We start from the raw sequence: 19,935 nt of genomic DNA, 5'->3' as shown, positions 1-19,935 counted from the left end.
ACAAAACTTAGCAGGATTTCTTTTTTTTATGTTATAATCAAGATAAAGAAAGCGAGGATAAGTTATGAATCACATCAAGCTCGTGTTGGTAGATATAGATGGAACATTACTGAATGATAATGGCATAGTCACACCTAAAACAATAGCAGCAATTAAAAAATTAAAAGAAAAACATATTTTATTTGGTATCGCAACTGGACGTACACCTTATGCTGTCAAACATTTGATTAAAGACTGGAAAATAGATGAGTATGTAGATATTATTATGGGATTTAATGGCGGTTGTTATTTTGATATGAGAACTCAAAATATGTTTTCATGTTATTTATTGGACGGAAAATACATTCCAATGATATTCAATGAATTTAAAGAATTTCATTTTAATGCAGGGATTTATGATCAAGAATCTTTCCATGTTTTAAAAGAAGATGATTTTGCTAAAAATATAGCAATAAAAAATAAATTACCACTTGTTGTTGATGGATTAAAACCATATTATCATAAACAGATAGAAAAAATGATATTTATGGCTGAAAAAGAAGAAATTCAAAAAATAAGTCAGCATTATCAAATGAATTCACATTCTCATTATCGAGGTGTTCAATCTACAGCTATATTATTTGAGTTTTTAAATCCAGAGCTTTCTAAATCAAAAGGTATTCAAAAATTGTGTCAAGATTTACATTTACCACTAGATAGTATTTTAACTTTTGGTGATGAATTAAATGACTATGAAATGATTAAAGATTATATTGGTGTGGCGATGGGAAATGCCAATCCACAAATTAAAGAGGTTGCAAAATACATAACAACATCCAATAATGAAGATGGTATTGCGCAATTTTTAATATCTCAACAGATTATTTAAAAAGTAAAGAGGAGAATAGAATGATAGAAAAGTTTGATGTTTATATAGAGCCATTTCAATTATGGCGTACTATGCATATTTATTTGCCAAATAATTATTATGAATCTCATGAAAGATACCCTGTTATGTATATGTATGATGGACATAATCTCTTTAATGATCAGGATGCAACTTATGGAAAATCATGGGGACTTTCAGATTTTTTAGACCATTATGATAAACCATTTATTATTGTAGGAATGGAATGTAATCATAAAGGCCATGAAAGACTAAATGAATATTGCCCATATGATGTTGAAAATGGATTTTTTGGTCCTATTACTGGAAAAGGTCAAATCTATATGGATTGGGTTGTGAATGAATTAAAACCGATGATTGATCAAAAATATCGAACAATACCATTTAGAGAGTGTACCGGTATTGGGGGAAGTTCTATGGGTGGATTAATGGCCTTTTATACTGTCATCCATTATAATCAACTCTTTTCTAAAGCAGCCTGTTTATCTCCGGCACTTTCTTTATGTATCCATCAACTACAAGAAGAAATGAATCATCATGATTTGAATAAAGATACACGTGTTTATTGGAGTTTTGGAACAGGTGAAGTTTCCAATGTTCAATATTTCTTAAAAAACATTCAGTTATTTAATGATGAAATTGTCCGCCGCGAGGCTCAAAGTTATATACATATAGTGAGAAATGGTGGACATAATGAAGCAACTTGGGGAAAACAAAATCAATTGTACTTTGATGTGTTGTGGAAATAATTATGTGGAGCCTATTGATTGGCTCCACATATTTTTTCTTTATAGCTATATGTTTTTATTGACTCAATTCTTGAATTGTGTCTTGAACAATATTTAAGAAATATTGGGATGCTCTTGTGAGAATCTGATATTTTTTCCATATAAAATAATAAGGAACTTCAATATGTGGAGAAAGTGGTCTAAAACAAAGTGAAGAATCTCCAGTTGTATTGATAAGTTTATCAAAACAAATAGCGTATCCGAGTCCATCTTCTACCATTAATGAAGCATTATACAACAAAGTATAGGATGAAATAATATGAAGATGTTCAATATCATTATGTAACCATTCAACCAAATCTGATATCTGTTGTAGTTCTTTAGATACAATCAATGGTTTATCTCGAAGATCTTCAAATGTAATACTTTCTTTTTGCGCTAATGGATCATCTTTCAACATAAGGACACCCCAATGATGTGAAAGTGGCAATAACATATGATTGTAATCATTAATCTTAGAATTGGGTGTCAATAATGCAAAATCAATCAAACCATTATCTAATTTTTCTATCACATCAGGAGCATTACCACTATGTATATGAAATTGAATATCAGGATATTGGGCCTGTATCTTTTTGATAGCTTTAGTAATGATTTTTAAAGCGTGAGATTCACCTGAACCAATATAGATTTCACCTTTTAAATGAGAATCAGTAGACATTATTTCCAGTTCCGTTTTATCTACCAGATTCACAATTTCTTCAGCACGTTGACGGAGTATCATGCCTTCTTCTGTTAATGTGATTTTTTTATTACTTCTTACAAATAAAGTTTTCCCTAGTTCATCTTCTAATTCTTTGATTTGACGAGATAAAGTGGGTTGTGTGATATGTAATTGTTGCGCTGCTCCTGATATTGTTTCTTCTCTGGCAATAGCTAGGAAATATTGTAAAACTCGTAATTCCATAATCGTTCACTCCTTTAGCTATATTATAACACTATATGCTTAGTAAGCATATAACTATATAAAGTATAAGTATTTGTTATAGGGGAGAGGGAGTGATATGATACAAATAGGAAAAGAGGGAAAAAGAATGCGTCGAATACTTATTGTTGTTGGAAGTGGAAATATAAATGGACATACGGATCAGTTGGCTAGGGTTTTTGAAAAAGGAGCTATTCAGGCTGGGCATGAAGTGAAACGAATTGTATTATCAAAAAATTTACAGGGATGTCAAGGCTGTGGTGCTTGTCAGATCAATCAACATCACTGTGTCATTCAAGATAGTATGCAGGAATATTATGCCATGTTTGAATGGGCCGATACATTGGTACTGGCTTCACCCCTTTATTTCTGGTCTATTTCAGGAAGATTAAAGTGCTTTATTGATCGTTTATATGCGATTTCTCAAAATGATGAATATCCATATAAAGAAACATTCTTATTGATGAGTGCTGGGGATAATCATTTTTGGACTTTTGAACAGGCATTATCTTTTTATTCTTTTTATACAAAGGCACTAGGCTGGAAAAGTTTAGGATCTGTTCTCGCTGGAGGTTGTCATGATGAATCACATCAACCCTATATTCCACCTTTAAAATTACAGGAAGCATATGAAAAAGGTTTATCTTTATAAAGGCGTTTTGATATAAACGTCTTTTCTTTTTATGATAAAATAAGAATAGAAGATTTACACAAATTTTACACAAGTCCTTTTTATGATAAAAGTAAAGAAGGTGGGAGTATGTATCAGGTATTGCTTATTGAAGATGATTTTGATATCAGGCATATCATTAAAACTTATTTTGAAAAGCGAGAAATCCAGATTATTGAAGCCTGTGATGGACATCAGGGATTATCACTTATGCATTCTCAAATTCAGCTTGTTTTATTAGATATTATGATGCCTGGTATTGATGGTTATGAAGTTTGTCAACAGATTCGCTATCAATATCAATGTCCTATTATTTTTATAAGTGCTTTAAGTGAGGAAGACAATCAGCTTCAAGCGTATCAATTAGGTGGGGATGATTATATAACCAAACCATTTTTACCATCTATTTTGTATGCAAAATGCTTAGCTATCTGTAAAAGACAAGATCCACAAGTATCCAATATCAAAACTTTTCATCATTTACAGATTGATTATACCAATCATCAAGTTTACATTGATAGTCAACAAATAGAATTCACTCATAAAGAATATTTATTATTAGAATACTTAACGAAAAATCCTTATCGTTTATTAGAAAGAGAACAAATTTTAGATGCCATATGGGGATATGATTACTATGGAGAAGCGAGAGCCGTAGATACATATATCAAGAAAATAAGAAAAAAGTTGGGAAAATATCAATATTATATTCAAACAGTTTTTAAGGTTGGATATTTATTTAAGGATGGTGAAGAAAATGAAAACAAAGATTAGCGTTAAGATTTTTCTTTTGATCATGTTAGCTTTTATCATTATTTTAGCTGTATCTACCAAAATCAATATTCAAAATCGTATTGACTCTACAAATCATTATCTTCTTCAACAGATTATTGATTTTGATGATCTTGATAATCTCCAACAACAATTAGGTATTGAATATGATCATTATCCTCAATATGATGAAGTCATGAAAAAAATGAATTCTATTGATTATATCAGTGAAAACAATAACCTTTATCAATGTTTAATTCAACAAGATGATAAAGTTGTCAAATGGTTTTCTGTAAGTCCTTATTTAGATAATTATATTCATATCTATGATGATTCATCAATCTACATATCTATTGCCGATTTATCTTTGTCACAAAGACAAAGTTTAAAGACATATCTGATGCAAAAATTAACTGATTATAGTTATTCTATTCCTGGTGAAGCTGAAGTCAAATATGTGGTAGACAATGAACAATTGATTTATCTTCAATGGGGTGAAGACAGTTATGGTCAATTGGATCAGCATCAAATCCAATCAGCAAGTGTTAATCAGTTTTGTATAGATGGCGAAAAATCAATTCAAAGTCAATATGATTCTCAATTGTTTTTAAGCCAACAAAAAGATCTTGAACATGTCCTTCAACTTAAACACCATGGGTACATGACGGCCTATTATACAAGCTATCATGGACATTACTATTATATTGGTATGACAGGACTCACAGATTGGGAAGACCAAGACCAGGATTTATATGCAGTAGTTATTGGAATGGAAGACCAGGCGCATATTGATAGCCTTATGGTTCAACAGTATTTTGAAGAGAATTGGGGATTGTTTTTAGGAGCATTTTGTATTGTCATATGTATATCACTATTGGTGTCATGGACAATCAGCAGACCTATTCAAGCATTAGAAAAAGTAGCATTAAAAATTAAAAATAATCAATTTGATGAAGAAATCAATATCCGTTCTCATGATGAAATTGGTTCATTAGCGAAAAGTATTCAAAGTATGTCTTCTCAGTTAAAAAACACAATGGAACAGTTGAATCAGGAAATTGAACATGTTAAAAAGCTGGAAGGATTAAGAAAAGATTTTGTGAATCAGTTTACGCATGAAATGAAAACACCCCTAGGTATTATTAATGGTTATAGTGAATTAATTGAAGAAGCGACAAGTCAGGAAGAAAGAGAAAAATATTTATCAATCATTCATCGAGAAACAGAAAGACTCAATCAGCTGATTCAATCCATGTTGTCACTTTCAAGACTTGAAGCTGGAAAAGTAGAGCTTCATCAAGAAGAATTTGATTTAGAAAATAGTGTAACGGAAATTGTTGATGAATATGAAGTCTTATTGATGAAAAAGCATATTCAAGTGGATATCAAAGTTCTACATCCTATGATTCAAGGTGATCGTAAGCTATTAGAAACAGTAATACATAATTTTTTATCCAATGCTTTAAAACATACTCCAGAACAAGGACATATTTATATAACGATTGATCACGGATTTTCTATCATCAATGAAGGTTCACATATTGATGAAGAACACTTATCAGATATCTGGTATACTTTTGTGACACATGATCATCAGGGCAGTGGTTTAGGTTTAGCTATATGTCAGGCTATTTTACAGCTTCATCATTATGATTATGGTGTTCAAAATGTTGAATCTGGTGTAGAGTTTTATTTTTCAGATTCAAAGTATGATTGTTGATAGTATATAAAAAGGAAACAAGAATATGCTTTTTACATATTCTCATTTCCTTTTTTCTTTTTCTTTTCAGGTAAGACTAAACTTAATAATAATGATACAACAAAGACTCCTGCAACTGCATTTCCATTAAAGATTTCTCCAACAACTGATGGGAAACATGTAAAGAAATTTCCAGAAGTTTGAGTGACACCAACCCCAATACAAAAGGCAAGTGAAACAATGATCATTGTACGTTCATCAAAAGTATTATCTTTTAACATTTTAATACCTTCATACATGATAGAACCAAACATCATCACTGTACATCCACCTAAAACTGATTGAGGTAATGATTGAAAGAAAGCCCCTAGAGGTGGAAATAACGATGCTAGTATCAGGATTAAAGCTCCCATGAAAATAGTAAAACGGTTGATGACTTGTGTCATTGTGACTAAACCAACATTTTGACTAAAAGATGTTAAAGGGAGACAACCAAAACATCCAGAAATAGCACTTGAAAATCCATCTACAGCTAATGAACCTTGAAGTTCTTCCATTTTAATATCACGATTTAAAGCTCCTTTACAGACAGCTGTTGTTGCGCCAGTCGTTTCAGCAGCTGAAACTAAAAAGACAATCGCAATAGTAAAGAAAGCCCCTAAATCAAAGACAGGCATATGTTCTGTAAAGAATACTAATTTTGGAATACTGAAATATCCAATTTGATGAATCGTTTCCGCAATATTAGAAAAGTCCACCATTGGCGCAATTCCTGTGACTGTCAAAATAACAGATAATAAATATCCAAAAATTAAACCAACAAGAATATTTAAATTTTTATAAATACCTTTTAAACGATAATGTGATATTAAACATACAATAAGCGTAAAAGTTCCAACAAGAAGATGGTACCAGGCACCAAAGTCTTCAACACCAGAACCACCACCCCAAGAATCCATTCCTACTGATAGCAGTGATAGCCCAATCGCAATCACAACACAAGCTGAAACAACAGGCGTTAAAAATCTTTTCCAGTATTTGGCACTTAATCCAACTAACCCTTCAAAAATACCACCAAGAATAACAGCGCCAATCATACCTTCATAACCTAAAGATGGATTTGTTGATATGACTAATAAACTTCCTAAAAATGTAAAACTCACTCCCATGACAATAGGTAATTTAGAACCAATTTTCCATATTGGATAGAGTTGCATACAAGTTCCAATTCCAGCCGCAAACATTGCACATTGTAAAATAGAAGTAATTTCAGCTGATGTCAAATGCTCACCAGAACCTCTGACAACAGCTGCTCCACAAACGATAATTACAGGTGCCAGATTCGCAACAAACATCGCTAAAACATGTTGTAAACCAAAAGGAATAGCTTTTTTCAATGGAACACGTCCATTGAGTTTATAAATATTTTCATCACTTACAGTCGTTACCTTTTCTTCTTTATTCATTTTTCCTCTCCTCATCTATTAAAACGTTATGATTTTAACATAATTTGTCATAAAATGTCACGTTTTTGTGAAGACTTATAACATTTATATTTTCGATTCCACTTCAATTCCACAAAAGCATGTTAAGATGAAGCTGAGGTGAAAAAGATGTATAAAGTACTAATCATCGAAGATGAATTTCATATTCGTCAAATTATCAAAGATTATTTTTCATTAAAAGGTATTGAAGTTGTTGAAGCAACACAAGGCTATGAAGCATTAAGTATGATTAATGAGACGATTGATTTAATTTTACTAGATATTATGATGCCTGGTATTGATGGTTATGAAGTTTGTAAACAATTAAGATTAACAACAAAAAGACCTGTTATCTTTATGAGTGCTTTATCACAAGAAGAAAATCAGTTACTGGCATATCAACTGGGAGCAGATGATTATATCATCAAACCTTTTCAGTTATCATTATTACATGCTAAAGTGATTGCCATGATTAAACGTGATCAGAAAAAAGAAGAAAATATATTAACTGTTGGACATCTTCAATTAGATCGTATCAATCGTATTTTAATTATAGATCAACAAAAAATCACATTAGCACATAAAGAATATGAATTGTTAGAATATTTATGTATGCATGTGAATCAGTTATTGACACGTCAACAGATTCTAGATCATATATGGGGATATGATTATTATGGAGATGGAAGAGCAGTTGATACATATATCAAAAAATTACGTAAAAAACTAGGAAAATATGCGTGTTATATCCAAACTGTTATCAAAACAGGATATATGTTAAAGGTGGTGGTAAGTGATGAAGACAATGTTTAAAATGACATTAGGAAAAAAGATTTTTATTTTAGTTTTCATGAGTTTTGTATTAATTCAAGTCTTAAATGTGACTCTTGATTTTCACCGAGAAAAATCTCATATCTATATTCAAAATGATAATATATATAATATCGATGCTTTAAGTCGACAATTATCTATTCTTTATAATCAAAAATATAATGATTTAAATTCTTCATTTTATGAAGGTATAGAGCAGACTTTAGAAGCAGAAGATGGTTATAAAATAGACTCGCTTTTTGTATTGAATCCAGATTCAGATATGGTCTATAATCTACGTGAAAAAAATGCTCCATCTTTAACATTAAGAAATGAAAATGAGGGAATAACAACTTATCTCCAAATCAATCTCTCTCAAATTCCTATAGATCAACAAAAGCAAATAGAAAATATTCTTAGAAAACAAGTTGAAAATAATCAACTTCCTGTAAATATAGCATTTACTACAAATGATTTTCAAGATAATCTCAATATTTCTATGGTGATTGATGATATTTCTTATTTATCTATTGATAATCGGATTTTCGTGGATCATCGCCAAAATAATGAAAAGATTTATACGATGTATTTTGAAATATATGAGAGTGCGAATTGCTTTTTATCTGCTCAGGGATTTTATATAGATGAATATGATAATACTCATGAAGATAATTATCAAAAACATGATGAGATTGTTCTTGATTATGTATCTTCATTTTTGCCACAACAGTGTGAAACATTTTCATCAGGTGTAAGTGGTATAGAGGAAAAAGAGGGGACTATATACTCGATTCATTGTATGCCGTTAATTTCTAAGGATGCCAAACCAATTGAAAATAGCGAATTTGGAGATTATGATGTTCAAGATGTAGATGGCTATCTTGTTTTTTATACATATGAGCTTAATGCGATAGGTAGAATTACACATCAAGTCATTTATTCTAAAATGATTATTTATATCTTTTCCTTTATTGTTTGTATAATGATATCTTTATTGATTTCATATATATTGACAAGGCGTATTAAAAAGATGAGTCAAGCTACTTTATCCATTGCAAATAATGATTTTGATATTCAGCTTAATGAAAAAGCTAAAGATGAATTAGGTGTATTATCACATAATATTAATCAGATGAGTCAACAATTAAAAACAACAATTCAACAGTTAAATGATGAAATAGAATATGTAAAAAAATTAGAAGGTATGAGAAAAGAGTTTATTGCGAATTTTACTCATGAAATTAAAACCCCATTAAGTATTATTAATGGTTACATAGAATTAATTGAAGCAGGGAAAGATGATCTTAAGAAACAACAATATCTAAGTGCGATTCATCAAGAAATAGAGCATATTAATCAATTGATTATGGCTATGCTAGATTTATCAAGATTAGAATCTGGTAAAGTGGAATTATATAAAGAAGATATTGATTTAGAGGATTTATTAATGTCAATTGTAGAAACATTTGCGCCTATTCTAAAAAAGAAACATATTCATGTTGTGCTGGAAGATGAATTTCCACATATTCAAGGAGATTTCAAAGAACTCAAGATTGTTTTTCAAAATTTCATGAGTAACGCTATCAAACATACACCTCAAGATGGACATATTTATCTGAATTATGAAAATGGAATCTTGAAATTTGAAAATGAAGGTCATCATTTAAGTGATGAGCAAATAACTAAAATATGGGATACATATGTGTCTGGAGATCGTCATGGCACGGGATTAGGATTGGCAATATGTCGAGCTATATTAGACTTACATGGATTTTCATATTGTGTGATCAATAGTGAAAAGGGTGTGCAATTTCAAATTCATATCAAAGATAATGAGATATAATATATTTGCTTATTGTGAATTTATATATAAATGTTATAATAAATGTAGAAAATTGAAAAATAAAAAAGAAAAATGACATGATTTTTGCGTATATAGAAGTAGAAGGGTAATAACAAGGAGGATTCTATATATGTGCAATCAATGTCAACAAAAGATTTATCAGTTTAAATACGATTATTTCTTTCACTATCTTTTGATTTATATTTCTAGACTCAGATGTTTTTTATGCCAGTATGTATCAGGGGACAACACGATTCAAAAGACATATGTTAGAAATAGTAAAACTTTTAAAAGTTCTTATCAAAATAAGAAATTAATTCTTGATGTTGTTGTGGAAGATGATCATGGACGTTTATATGATTTTGAAATGAATAATTATGACATTCAGTTAGAAGATGAAATTCGTTTTTTAAGATATAGTGAAAGATGAATTAATTATCAAGAACAGATGGGACTGAATTATATCTATCTTAAAAATGTATATCAGCTCATTTTTTATACAGGAAAACCTATAAAGTTTTTTTCTCATTATTATCATGTGATATAAAAAGGTGATATTCATAGACAATTAACTTATAATGGTGGAAAAGTCAAAACAATATTGTTGCATTTACAGTTATTGAAGGAGGAATTTAAAGCCATTACATATAATGGAACAATTGGATTATTTATTTACACATAATCAACCACATTCTTATAGTGAGTTAAATAGTTTGGTTGAAGAAGTTATGAATATGCATCAAAAATTTATTCAAAGTGATGAAGAAATGATTAAAAGTTATGGGATTGAACAAGAAAGATTGCTTATTGAAAGTAGAATGATGCGAAACTGAGAAGAAGGTATAAAGCGAGGAAAATTAGAAAGTGCTAAGAAACTTATTGAGGAAAAATATCATCAAGATAGTCTTTGGATTGAGTCATGTAGTGAAATACAAATTGAGAGTGTCTTTCATTATATTATTGAAAATATGAGTTATCATGAGTTGAAAAATAAAGTATGTTGTATTGAAAATGAAATATAGATAGATTGTTTAAACAATGATGTTAATCTTGATTTGAGTATACAAAAGCGGCTGATTGAAATAACCACCGCTTTTCTATTTTCACTTACTTTTTAGATTGATAAAAGACCCCATTAAAACAAAGATGATGCTTAAAATGCCAATAGGGATGTAAATGATATTGGGAACAGTATATATAAACTTATCTATTATAGATAAGATGATATACATTATAAAACCAATGATTGTGATAAGACTTGAATCTTTCATACTTGATTTCCTCCATTAAATTGTAATATCTATACATATTATATCAATGAAAAATGAATGATTCAATGTGAATGAAATCAGTCAATTATCCTTGTCTGTTTAACAGTATTATATATTTTCCAATCTTTGACTTGAAACGACAAGATATGTCAATTATAATGATAAAAAAGGACGGGATGTTATTTATGAATAAAATTTTAGGAATGATGATACCTTATATCATATTGGTTTGTGTTGGTTTTATGCAAAGTGCATTGATTGAAAAGGCTTTGATAGCTTTTGTAGTAGGATTATTGATAGGAATAGAATTTTTGAATCTTAAAAAAGCTGAGGGAACGGTTTTAATGAAGTTGGGTAAGATTTTTACAATCTTTATCTTTATTGTTAGTTTTTTGCTTGGTATGTTAAATCCACATTTATTGATTTTACCAGATTTAACAAACATTTTAGCATTGTCTATTCCTTTAGAATGTGTAGGATTATATATGCTTTACCAAAATCATCCCCGTTATACAATGACATACAAATATTCATTTAAAAACAAAAGAAGAAGATATTTTTAAAGGGTCTGAAATTCAGACCCTTTAAAATTCAACACCACGTCCAATATGTAAATAATAAACAATGGCTTGAACATCTTGATGATACATATCTTTTAAAACTTTTTTATAATAATCTAATTGTACTTGATGTTTTTGAATCAGTTGTTGATTAGTGCTTTCTTTCTTGATACGATCTGTCTTATAATCCAAAACATAGATTTTATCATGATATACAAAGACAAGGTCAAAAATACCATGAATGATTTGTTGGAGTGTTTCGTCATAGTAAGAAAATGGTTTTTCTTTATAAATATGACTTGCCTGTTGAATCATTTGGTAATATGGACTATCAATAAATCCTTGTATCTGTTTTTGATAATCATATAAAATATCTCGACCGGTTTCATCAATTAAAGCTTCATCATAAAGCTGTTGTATCAATGTTTTAATGTCATCATGTTCAAAAGTCAGATAACTTAAAAGCAAGTGAACGAGTGTTCCTTTGTCACTGGCACTCAGTGTTATATTCTCACTTTCATCAGCTATAATAGAATAATCATTGTCATGAACATGAGGAAGTTTTGTCACAGCAAGTGTTAATGGGTTGGTTGTATCATAAGGATATTGAAAATTTTGATAATATTGCTGTGTTTGATTATCAAGATTGTTTTTCTGATGAGCTGTCAAAATGATATTCTTTTCAAGTTCCTGATCTGTTGTCAGTGATAATGAAAACATAGCGTGTTCTGTAGAATCAAAAGTCAGATACTTTTCAAAATGATATTTTTGCAGCTTTTGTGCTAAATCAGCTAATTCTGGTATATCCAGACATTGATGAAGAATTTGAGGATGGCGACATACAGCTGCTAATATCCAAGATAGATAATTATTTGTTTTACGTATACGATTATAAAGTAAAACATGTTCGGCTCCTTTTTTATGATAAATATCGGGATGTTCATTGATAATGAGTTTGTTCATCGTATCTCTAATTTCATCTATACTTTTTAAAACACCCGTTAGTATCAGTTTTTGTGAAGCACGTGTTAAAGCGACATATAAAATACGCATTTCTTCATTAATTGATTCATCTAACTGATGTCTGGCAATCATATTACGATAACAATTATCATATTCGACAGTCATTTGCCCAAATTGTTCGTTTGAAACATATACTCTAGGCTTAATCGCAATTCCTAACTGTTTATCAATCATAAAACGTTCTTTACTGTCTTGTGTATTGAATTGTTTATGTGTCTGACAAACAAAGACAATAGGGAATTCAAGACCTTTAGATTTATGTATTGTCATAAATTCAACATAATCATCATTTTGCGATGCAACAATAGCTGGAGCGACATCTGAAGATTGTTCCATCATTTCCATAAAATCATGAAGATAAGGATATTGTTGTTGAGCGTTTTTCGCAAGTTCTAATAAAAGCTGGAGATTGGCTTTTCTTTGTTCACCATTGATTAACTGACAAACAAATAATGGATAATCTGTCAATTCATATATCTTTCTTAAAATATCATAAGGTGAATTTTCGTAAGCAAAACGTCTTAATTCTTCAAAAATAGATAAGAAATTTTGAATCTGTTCATCATCACAAAGCTGTAATCTTTCGTAAAGAGATTGATCTGGGTAGTCAATCTTTAACTGAGCAATTTTATCTAATGGAATATAAGAACATGTATAAGGCTGTGTAATGACGCTTAATAAGGCAATATCATGATAGGGATTATCAATAGCCTTTAAAAATGTTAACATGTTTTCTATTTCGTTGGCATTTAAGAATCCTTGTGATAATACAATATGATTAGGAATGTGATATTGGTCAAAAACCTTTTTAAAAGTTAAGAAAGAAACAGTGGAACGCATGAGAACAACCATATCTTTATAAGATACAGAACGACCATCTAAAGTCATTGATTCTTTTAATTTCAATATTTTTTGTGCTACCATATGTGCTTCATACTGATCTTTATCCAAAGATGATGCAGGATCATAAATATCAATTAATATTTCTGTTTTTTTCATATCATCTTTAAAGAATCGTTCTCGTGCTTCTTTTTGATGACCACCTTCTTTTCCATCATAATCATAGTTTAAACGGGCACTGTCATCTAAATAGTATTCTAAACCACCAATTTGACTATCCATGATTTGATTAAAAATATAGTTAATAGAATCTAAAACAATCTTTGAAGAACGATAATTAAAGACAAGGTCAATTCTTCTTGTTTGACTTTGTAGACATTCTTCATCTGATAAAGAAAAACGATTATATTTATCTAAAAAGATTTGAGGATCAGCCTGTCTAAAACGATAAATAGATTGTTTCATATCTCCAACCATAAATAATGGAATGGATGGCTCTTGATATTGAGCAATTAAAGCAATTAAAGACTCCTGTATTTGATTGGTATCCTGATATTCATCAATCATAATTTCTTTTAAACGATGATACAAAATATCAACAACACCATATTCAGGTAAAAGTAACTGATGTGTATAATTTTCCAAATCTGCAAAATCTAATTGATTAAGTTCTTTTTTTCTTTGTTGATAAGCCTGTTGAAATTGGTCTAGAAGTTGACCTTTACAAAGCAACATATCTATCACTTGAGAGCTGATCTGTAATTTTTTGATAAAGTCTTGACTATCTTCTTCTAAATAAGACTGACAGGCTTTTTGGTAGGAAGATAAAACAGCACTTTTCATCTTCGTAAATTCTTTTTTGACTTGAGGATCAACCTCTTTCCATGACATATTATAAGATTTATCTATAGAGGCATTCATTAAAGATACAAATGTATCATAAGTCATAGAATGTGATAATGCCTGTAGACGTTCATCTATATAATCATAGTAGGCTTCAAAAGGCACTTTTAACAATTGATTTCTTTCTGTTTGTTCATCGGGTCTTTCATAAAAGTCGATGAGCTGATTGTCTTCGCAGAAAATCTGTAATTCAATTAATTTATTCATGGCCATGGTTAATTCATCATAAAAAATATTTTTTAAATAAGGGAATAAAGGCCAATCTTCTAAAGAAGACAAATTGTCATAATAAGAAGTTTTCATCTGATCAATAAAGTCATAAAAATGATCAATGGAATGTGAAATATTATCAATAGATAAGAGTAATGTTTGAAAATCATCTAAAGAATATCCGGGAAAATAAAGTGTCAGGAAATCACGAATATGCTGGTCTTGAACCCATTGATTCAAACATTCCTGTAAGACTTCTTTTTTGATCATTGTCGGATCACTATTGATTTCAAAACCGGGCATAATGCCAATTAAATAACCATATTTCATCAGTAATAAATTACAAAAACCATGAAAATTCGTAATATAAGCATGGGGAAGATCAAATAATTGTTTTTGTAAGTGGGTTTTTAATTTTTCATCAATAGGAGAAGATACAAGCGTATTGAGTTCTTCAGTTAATCGCTGCTTCATTTCATGACCAGCAGCCTGTGTAAATGTCACAACTAAAAAATCTGAAATTTCATAACCTTCTTTTAAAAGTTCGATAATACGACTGACAAGAATCTTCGTCTTTCCACTTCCAGCGGGAGCACTGACTAATATTGAAGAATTTCTTTGTTGGATTGCTTTTAACTGACCAGCATTAAATGGCATCTTCTTCACCTCCAAGTATGGAATCAACATCTAAAAATTCAACAAGCTGATAATCATTATAAAAGACATCAAAGCTACAAACACTATGATATGGGCAGTAAAAACAAGGATTAACAAGGGTATGTGTTGCTTTTTGATCACTACCCTTAGGTGCAATTTCAATATGTCCTTCCATCATATGTTGATACAGTTCATAGATATGCTCACTGATTTTATCAAATAAGATATGTAGCTGTTCTATCGTTAATATCTGTCCTTTATACTCATCTTTACTTTTGACATAGGTGACAGGAATAAGTGATGAACGTTTATCAAAAGTGGGATCTAAATTTAATAAGCTTTGGTGACTTCCATCATCAATAACATAACCACCATAGCGATACTGTTTCATCCATTCATCTTCTTCAATAGGTTTATTCATATTTTGTTGCACACTTAAAATACGTTTTTTGGTATTGAAGTATAAAACAGCACCGGGATCTTTTTGAGTCATTTTTGTGACCATGTCAAGATAGATAAGCATTTGAATTTGAAATCCCTGCATCGCAAGATTCAAATCTATATTTTTGGCACTGGACTTATAATCAATGATAGAAACATAATGATCATAAGTGTCAATACGGTCAACAAACCCTTTAAAAGCAATATCATGAATCTGGTCTTGAACTTTCTTTTCCTTATATTCCACTTGAAAATGTCCAGTTTTTAAAAAGTATTTTAAAACTTTTAAAGTCATATGTAAATCATCTGTTAATTGTTCAATAAAGAATTGATTTAATGGCTGCTGGCTGATTTTTTGTTGGAGAATGTCATGATCATGAATATATTGATCAACAAGATGATTTATATCTTTTTCTTGATCAATCGTCATAGAAAGAACATAGTGAATCAACGAACCTAATTCATTAGGCATTAATTTTTGTTCCTGTGGTGGAAAAACACCTAAACCATATTGAATAAAATAGAGAAAAGGACATTTATTATATGTTTCAATTTGACTGACAGAAAGATAGGAACTATATAGATTTTGTGCCAAATCTATAGGGAGTTGTACAGGCTGATTTTTTGTTGCCTGATATTGAGCAATATGCTTGTTTAAGATATATTTATCAGAACTTTGTCCTCCCTGTACATAAAAGTCTTCGATAGGTAAAAACTCTAAGGCAGGAAGTTTTTGAAAAGTAAACATATTCGTTAATTGTTTATAGAGGGAAGATGGTAAAAGTGTTTCTCCAGTTAAAGATGTCATAGGGTAGGAAATGGTTAATGTATCATAAGGAGTAGAAAGAAGTTTCAAAATATGATTTTGATGAATTCCTAATAATTCACTTGTTGTGAGAGGGGAAGACATTTGCTGCTTTCTTAATAATTCAATATCTTCATCTAATAATAAGGCTGTATCTTTTATACTTTGAGGAAGAATGGTTTCGTTCATTCCTAATATAAAAAGGTGGGTTTGAGGAAAATAGCTTTCTTCACCAATCATACAGACATGAACTTCATCTTGTTTTTTCTCTGAACTTTGAATAGTTTGAGGAAATGTCATTTGAAAGAATTCTTTGAATTCTTCAGGTGTTATATGTCCCTTTAATTCAGAAATTTCATTGAAATAATGGATATAATCAGCATCAAGATTTAAAGTTAATAATTCCATCGCTATATCATGAAAGCAGGAACTTGAAGATTGTTGGAGTTGTTGTAAAATACATTGATAGCTATGTTCATATTGACGTTGTTTTTGATGTGGTAATGAATGAGGAATATGTAGGGAATCTAACACATAAAGTAAATCATCTCGGTAGCTTTGTTGAGGATAAATGATTGTAAAATCACGAAAGTGTTTCTTTTCATCTACAACTTTTTGATAAATAGTATAAACAACACGTTGAATTTCCTGATAAGGTGTTCCTGCCACAAATGTATACATATGATGATTGTCCTGCTGAGGCACAGGCTCATAATCAAAAAGATGGTCAGTCAAGATATTGGGCTGATCAATGATATGACTGTCTTGACAGAAAGATTGATAGGGTAAGTTGAATAAACGTTCATCATCTTGATAAGTATATAAACAGATAACTTCACATGTTTTGGATAGACGTTCAATCAGTTTTTGGGACTGTGTCATATAAAGGGAGTCGGCTTCAATGATTAAAGTATCATGATGTGTAAAATTTACATGATTAAAGATACTCTCTATTGTCAGGTGTGTTTCATTATCTAATGATTGTAGAAATGAATGATAGATATGCATAAAATCATCAATTTTTTCATGATTTATTGTTGGATAATTTATCTGATAACGTTCATAATCTTTGATGAGTGGAAAGAGTTCCTTAATAAAAGGAAGGGGATGACCCATATCAAAACAATGAAAACTTTCTTCTTTTAAGATACGTCTTAAATGATAAGTCGCTTCAATGGAAGAAACAAGATGGTGTTTTGTCAGATGGTATTGCACTTGAAGTTGTTTTAAATATTGCTTCCATGTCATGATTTGAATATTGACTAAGCAATGAGTATATTGAAAAAAATATTGTTCAATGACATGGGGATTGTCACATATATAAATATATTGATGAAAAGGATGTTGATTGGCTTTTTGAACATATTTTTGAATGATATGATTGCGTTTATAATGTTGATTTAAACCCGTTATGATTTGCATTGTTTTCACCTCGTTTTCTATTATACATGAAAAAAAGAATGTTGTCTTTGAAATGGCAAAATTGTTGCTTTGATATGTTGGATTATACTATAATAAAATATATGGAGGGATAGAGATGGTGCTTTTTTTAATTTGATAAAAACAAAATGAAATTTATATTTTTCTACATTTTTATGTAGATGTTTTTATCATATGAAGAAAGGACTATTTTATTTATGAATAAAAGAAATATCTATCTCTTGTTTACGATTGAATGGCTGCAAGGAATGGTTTTTTATGGTTCTATAGCCACTTTATATAGACAGAGTCATGGTTTGTCTTTAGTGGAAATGGGACTGATTGAAAGCTTTTTTTCAATTTTTGTTTTTATATTAGAAATCCCTATGGGATATATAGGTGATCGTTTTGGCTATAAGAAAACACTTATATCATGTTATGGATTGTATTTTGTATCTAAAATCATCTTTTATCAGGCTTATAGCTTTTGGATGTTTTTATTAGAAAGAATTTTACTTGCATTAACAGTTTCTGGACTTTCGGGTTGTGACAGTGCATTTTTATATTTATCAACTGGAAAAATGGAGAATCCACGTATCTTTGGTTATTATCATGCCTGTGGTGTTGCTGGTATGATGATAGCATCACTGACTTTTTCATTGTGGATTCAAGATGTAGAAAAAGCAGCGTTTTTGACCATTTTTCCTTATTTGATAGCTTTTGGTTTATCTTTTTTCTTGAATGATATACCGGTAGAAAAGCAAGGAAATTCACATCATTTGAGAAGTTTATTTTCAGATTTATGGAAACAAAAGAGAATCATATTATTTTTGATTTCTACTGCTTTTATATTAGAAACAACACATACAATAAGTGTTTTTTATAATCAAATCCAATGGAAAGCAAGTCATATTCCTATGATTTATTTTGGCTGGTTAGCTATATTAATGAATTTTATTCCGTTTTGTAGTGCAATACTTGGAAAACTTGCTCAATATATTCAAGAAAAACAATTAATGATGGGATTAATAAGTCTTTGTTTCTTATCGTGTCTAGTGATGGGATTTTATCATATTGCATGGTTATCCATTGCAGGTGTGTTTATACTAACTTTTGTAGAAGCGTTGTATACACCCTTGTCACAATCTATAATGAATCACATGGTTGAGAGTCATTTAAGAGTCACTATGCTTTCTATTTATTCGATGATTATGAATATGGTTGGTGTTTTTACAAATATGAGTTTTGGAGTTGCCGGAAATCAAAAAATTGAGTGGGTTATGTTGTTAGGGGCTTTGTTTAGTCTGGTTAGTTTGTTATGTTATTGGAAGCATATGAAAGGAGAAAAGAAAAATGGAAATCACATTTGATATTTTAGCTGGTATTTTAGATGCCTACGCTTACGAGGTTGTTTTTGTTGACCGCCATCATATTGTACGATATATGAATAAAGTGGCTAAAGAAAGATATGCTGGACGTGTACAAGTTGGACAAAGTTTATTTTGTTGTCATAATGAAAATTCTCGTCAAAAGATTGAAGCTTTTCTACAAAGAGCTGATCAAGGGGAAGATGAAATGTTTGAAACACTCAATCAGAAAACTGGAGAAAGAGAGTTTTTTGTACCTGTAAGAGTCAAGGGACAAGTTATTGGTTATTTTGAAAGACATGAAGCTCATTGGGATCATGAACATCCTGAAGTTTCAGTAGTGCAATATTGGAAAAATCGTATATAAGAATTGTTAAGTATGATGTAGATAAAGAGGGATGAAAATGTTAAAAGCAAAAAAGATTGTCTATTTGATTATAGGTTTATTTCTTCTAATTTTGCTTCTTTAAAATATCCCATTGAAGTTCCTGAACTCATTTCTATGACAATCTGTTCATTGAAAACTTGAACATCTTCTTGCTGAACTTCAACAAGATAAGTTG

Annotated in this window: 16 protein-coding genes; 12 read left to right on the top strand and 4 right to left on the bottom strand. The window is 30.2% G+C overall.

Going from position 1 to position 19,935, the window contains the following annotated elements; genetic code table 11:
* Nucleotides 1-64 precede the first annotated feature (64 nt).
* Both B5E75_RS01905 and B5E75_RS01900 read left to right on the top strand, forming a co-directional pair.
* Nucleotides 65-868 (top strand): Cof-type HAD-IIB family hydrolase, encoded by an 804-nt coding sequence (locus tag B5E75_RS01905; RefSeq protein ID WP_087357107.1) that lies wholly within the window; start codon nucleotides 65-67, stop codon nucleotides 866-868.
* A gap of 20 nt (nucleotides 869-888) precedes the next feature.
* On the top strand, nucleotides 889-1,635 hold the full coding sequence (locus B5E75_RS01900; RefSeq protein WP_087357106.1) for an alpha/beta hydrolase: 747 nt from the start codon (nucleotides 889-891) through the stop codon (nucleotides 1,633-1,635).
* Between the two features lie 55 nt (nucleotides 1,636-1,690).
* Here the strand turns inward: B5E75_RS01900 and B5E75_RS01895 are convergent, their stop codons facing one another.
* Entirely contained in the window at nucleotides 1,691-2,581 is an 891-nt protein-coding gene (locus B5E75_RS01895; RefSeq protein WP_087296900.1) for a LysR family transcriptional regulator, read from the bottom strand.
* Nucleotides 2,582-2,678: 97 nt separating this feature from the next.
* Between B5E75_RS01895 and B5E75_RS01890 the strand changes: the two genes are divergently transcribed.
* From B5E75_RS01890 to B5E75_RS01880, 3 genes are all read left to right on the top strand, one after another.
* Nucleotides 2,679-3,251: a flavodoxin family protein gene (locus tag B5E75_RS01890; RefSeq protein ID WP_087357105.1), complete on the top strand. Its 573-nt coding sequence runs from the start codon at nucleotides 2,679-2,681 to the stop codon at nucleotides 3,249-3,251.
* 108 nt (nucleotides 3,252-3,359) lie between these two features.
* A complete protein-coding gene (locus B5E75_RS01885) occupies nucleotides 3,360-4,043 on the top strand; it encodes a response regulator transcription factor (protein ID WP_087357104.1) in 684 nt (227 codons plus the stop codon).
* Complete coding sequence (locus B5E75_RS01880) at nucleotides 4,027-5,760, top strand: HAMP domain-containing sensor histidine kinase (RefSeq protein WP_162607618.1); 1,734 nt, start codon at nucleotides 4,027-4,029, stop codon at nucleotides 5,758-5,760. Before B5E75_RS01885 ends, B5E75_RS01880 begins: the two co-directional genes overlap by 17 nt.
* A 32-nt stretch (nucleotides 5,761-5,792) precedes the next feature.
* On the opposite strand, the gene B5E75_RS01875 is transcribed toward B5E75_RS01880, so the two are convergent.
* Complete coding sequence (locus B5E75_RS01875; protein ID WP_087357102.1) at nucleotides 5,793-7,205, bottom strand: uracil-xanthine permease family protein; 1,413 nt, start codon at nucleotides 7,203-7,205, stop codon at nucleotides 5,793-5,795.
* Between the two features lie 147 nt (nucleotides 7,206-7,352).
* On the opposite strand from B5E75_RS01875, the gene B5E75_RS01870 reads away from it, so the two are divergent.
* The 5 genes from B5E75_RS01870 to B5E75_RS01850 all read left to right on the top strand — a co-directional run bounded on the left by B5E75_RS01870 (nucleotide 7,353) and on the right by B5E75_RS01850 (nucleotide 11,710).
* Nucleotides 7,353-8,036: a response regulator transcription factor gene (locus B5E75_RS01870; protein WP_087357101.1), complete on the top strand. Its 684-nt coding sequence runs from the start codon at nucleotides 7,353-7,355 to the stop codon at nucleotides 8,034-8,036.
* Complete coding sequence (locus B5E75_RS01865; protein ID WP_087357100.1) at nucleotides 8,020-9,876, top strand: sensor histidine kinase; 1,857 nt, start codon at nucleotides 8,020-8,022, stop codon at nucleotides 9,874-9,876. The genes B5E75_RS01870 and B5E75_RS01865 overlap by 17 nt, the downstream gene beginning before the upstream one ends.
* Before the next feature lie 130 nt (nucleotides 9,877-10,006).
* Nucleotides 10,007-10,306 carry a hypothetical protein gene (locus B5E75_RS01860; protein WP_087357099.1) on the top strand — a complete coding sequence of 100 codons (300 nt, stop codon included), beginning with the start codon at nucleotides 10,007-10,009 and terminating at the stop codon, nucleotides 10,304-10,306.
* A gap of 229 nt (nucleotides 10,307-10,535) precedes the next feature.
* The gene (locus B5E75_RS14510; RefSeq protein WP_162607617.1) at nucleotides 10,536-10,709 is read left to right on the top strand and encodes a hypothetical protein; all 174 of its coding nucleotides are present in this window, start codon (nucleotides 10,536-10,538) and stop codon (nucleotides 10,707-10,709) included.
* Nucleotides 10,710-11,332: 623 nt separating this feature from the next.
* Entirely contained in the window at nucleotides 11,333-11,710 is a 378-nt protein-coding gene (locus B5E75_RS01850; RefSeq protein WP_087357097.1) for a hypothetical protein, read from the top strand.
* A 21-nt stretch (nucleotides 11,711-11,731) separates the two neighbouring features.
* Here the strand turns inward: B5E75_RS01850 and B5E75_RS01845 are convergent, their stop codons facing one another.
* The gene (locus B5E75_RS01845; RefSeq protein WP_087357096.1) at nucleotides 11,732-15,340 is read right to left on the bottom strand and encodes a UvrD-helicase domain-containing protein; all 3,609 of its coding nucleotides are present in this window, start codon (nucleotides 15,338-15,340) and stop codon (nucleotides 11,732-11,734) included.
* A complete protein-coding gene (locus B5E75_RS01840; protein WP_087357095.1) occupies nucleotides 15,330-18,008 on the bottom strand; it encodes a PD-(D/E)XK nuclease family protein in 2,679 nt (892 codons plus the stop codon). Before B5E75_RS01840 ends, B5E75_RS01845 begins: the two co-directional genes overlap by 11 nt.
* 215 nt (nucleotides 18,009-18,223) lie before the next feature.
* Here B5E75_RS01840 and B5E75_RS01835 point away from each other — a divergent pair, with 215 nt between their 5' ends.
* Together B5E75_RS01835 and B5E75_RS01830 are read left to right on the top strand one after the other, a co-directional pair.
* Complete coding sequence (locus B5E75_RS01835) at nucleotides 18,224-19,375, top strand: MFS transporter (protein ID WP_162607616.1); 1,152 nt, start codon at nucleotides 18,224-18,226, stop codon at nucleotides 19,373-19,375.
* Nucleotides 19,359-19,739, top strand: a complete 381-nt coding sequence (locus tag B5E75_RS01830) for a PAS domain-containing protein (RefSeq protein WP_087357093.1) — start codon at nucleotides 19,359-19,361, stop codon at nucleotides 19,737-19,739. Before B5E75_RS01835 ends, B5E75_RS01830 begins: the two co-directional genes overlap by 17 nt.
* The last annotated feature ends 196 nt before the right edge of the window (nucleotides 19,740-19,935 follow it).

Origin of the sequence: Massiliimicrobium timonense (assembly GCF_002160865.1) — a bacterium.
Taxonomy (GTDB): Bacteria; Bacillota_I; Bacilli_A; order Erysipelotrichales; family Coprobacillaceae; genus Allocoprobacillus.
This window is presented reverse-complemented; position numbering and strand designations above follow the sequence as displayed.

Bases quoted from the DNA above. Each gene is read 5' to 3' on its own strand.
- B5E75_RS01845 (WP_087357096.1), bottom strand. From the start codon at position 15,340: ATGCCATTTAATGCTGGTCAGTTAAAAGCAATCCAACAAAGAAATTCT.
- B5E75_RS01875 (WP_087357102.1), bottom strand. From the start codon at position 7,205: ATGAATAAAGAAGAAAAGGTAACGACTGTAAGTGATGAAAATATTTAT.
- B5E75_RS01865 (WP_087357100.1), top strand. From the start codon at position 8,020: ATGAAGACAATGTTTAAAATGACATTAGGAAAAAAGATTTTTATTTTA.
- B5E75_RS01840 (WP_087357095.1), bottom strand. From the start codon at position 18,008: ATGCAAATCATAACGGGTTTAAATCAACATTATAAACGCAATCATATC.
- B5E75_RS01830 (WP_087357093.1), top strand. From the start codon at position 19,359: ATGGAAATCACATTTGATATTTTAGCTGGTATTTTAGATGCCTACGCT.
- B5E75_RS01860 (WP_087357099.1), top strand. From the start codon at position 10,007: ATGTGCAATCAATGTCAACAAAAGATTTATCAGTTTAAATACGATTAT.
- B5E75_RS01885 (WP_087357104.1), top strand. From the start codon at position 3,360: ATGTATCAGGTATTGCTTATTGAAGATGATTTTGATATCAGGCATATC.
- B5E75_RS01900 (WP_087357106.1), top strand. From the start codon at position 889: ATGATAGAAAAGTTTGATGTTTATATAGAGCCATTTCAATTATGGCGT.
- B5E75_RS01895 (WP_087296900.1), bottom strand. From the start codon at position 2,581: ATGGAATTACGAGTTTTACAATATTTCCTAGCTATTGCCAGAGAAGAA.
- B5E75_RS01870 (WP_087357101.1), top strand. From the start codon at position 7,353: ATGTATAAAGTACTAATCATCGAAGATGAATTTCATATTCGTCAAATT.
- B5E75_RS01880 (WP_162607618.1), top strand. From the start codon at position 4,027: ATGAAAACAAAGATTAGCGTTAAGATTTTTCTTTTGATCATGTTAGCT.
- B5E75_RS01850 (WP_087357097.1), top strand. From the start codon at position 11,333: ATGAATAAAATTTTAGGAATGATGATACCTTATATCATATTGGTTTGT.
- B5E75_RS01890 (WP_087357105.1), top strand. From the start codon at position 2,679: ATGATACAAATAGGAAAAGAGGGAAAAAGAATGCGTCGAATACTTATT.
- B5E75_RS01835 (WP_162607616.1), top strand. From the start codon at position 18,224: ATGAATAAAAGAAATATCTATCTCTTGTTTACGATTGAATGGCTGCAA.
- B5E75_RS01905 (WP_087357107.1), top strand. From the start codon at position 65: ATGAATCACATCAAGCTCGTGTTGGTAGATATAGATGGAACATTACTG.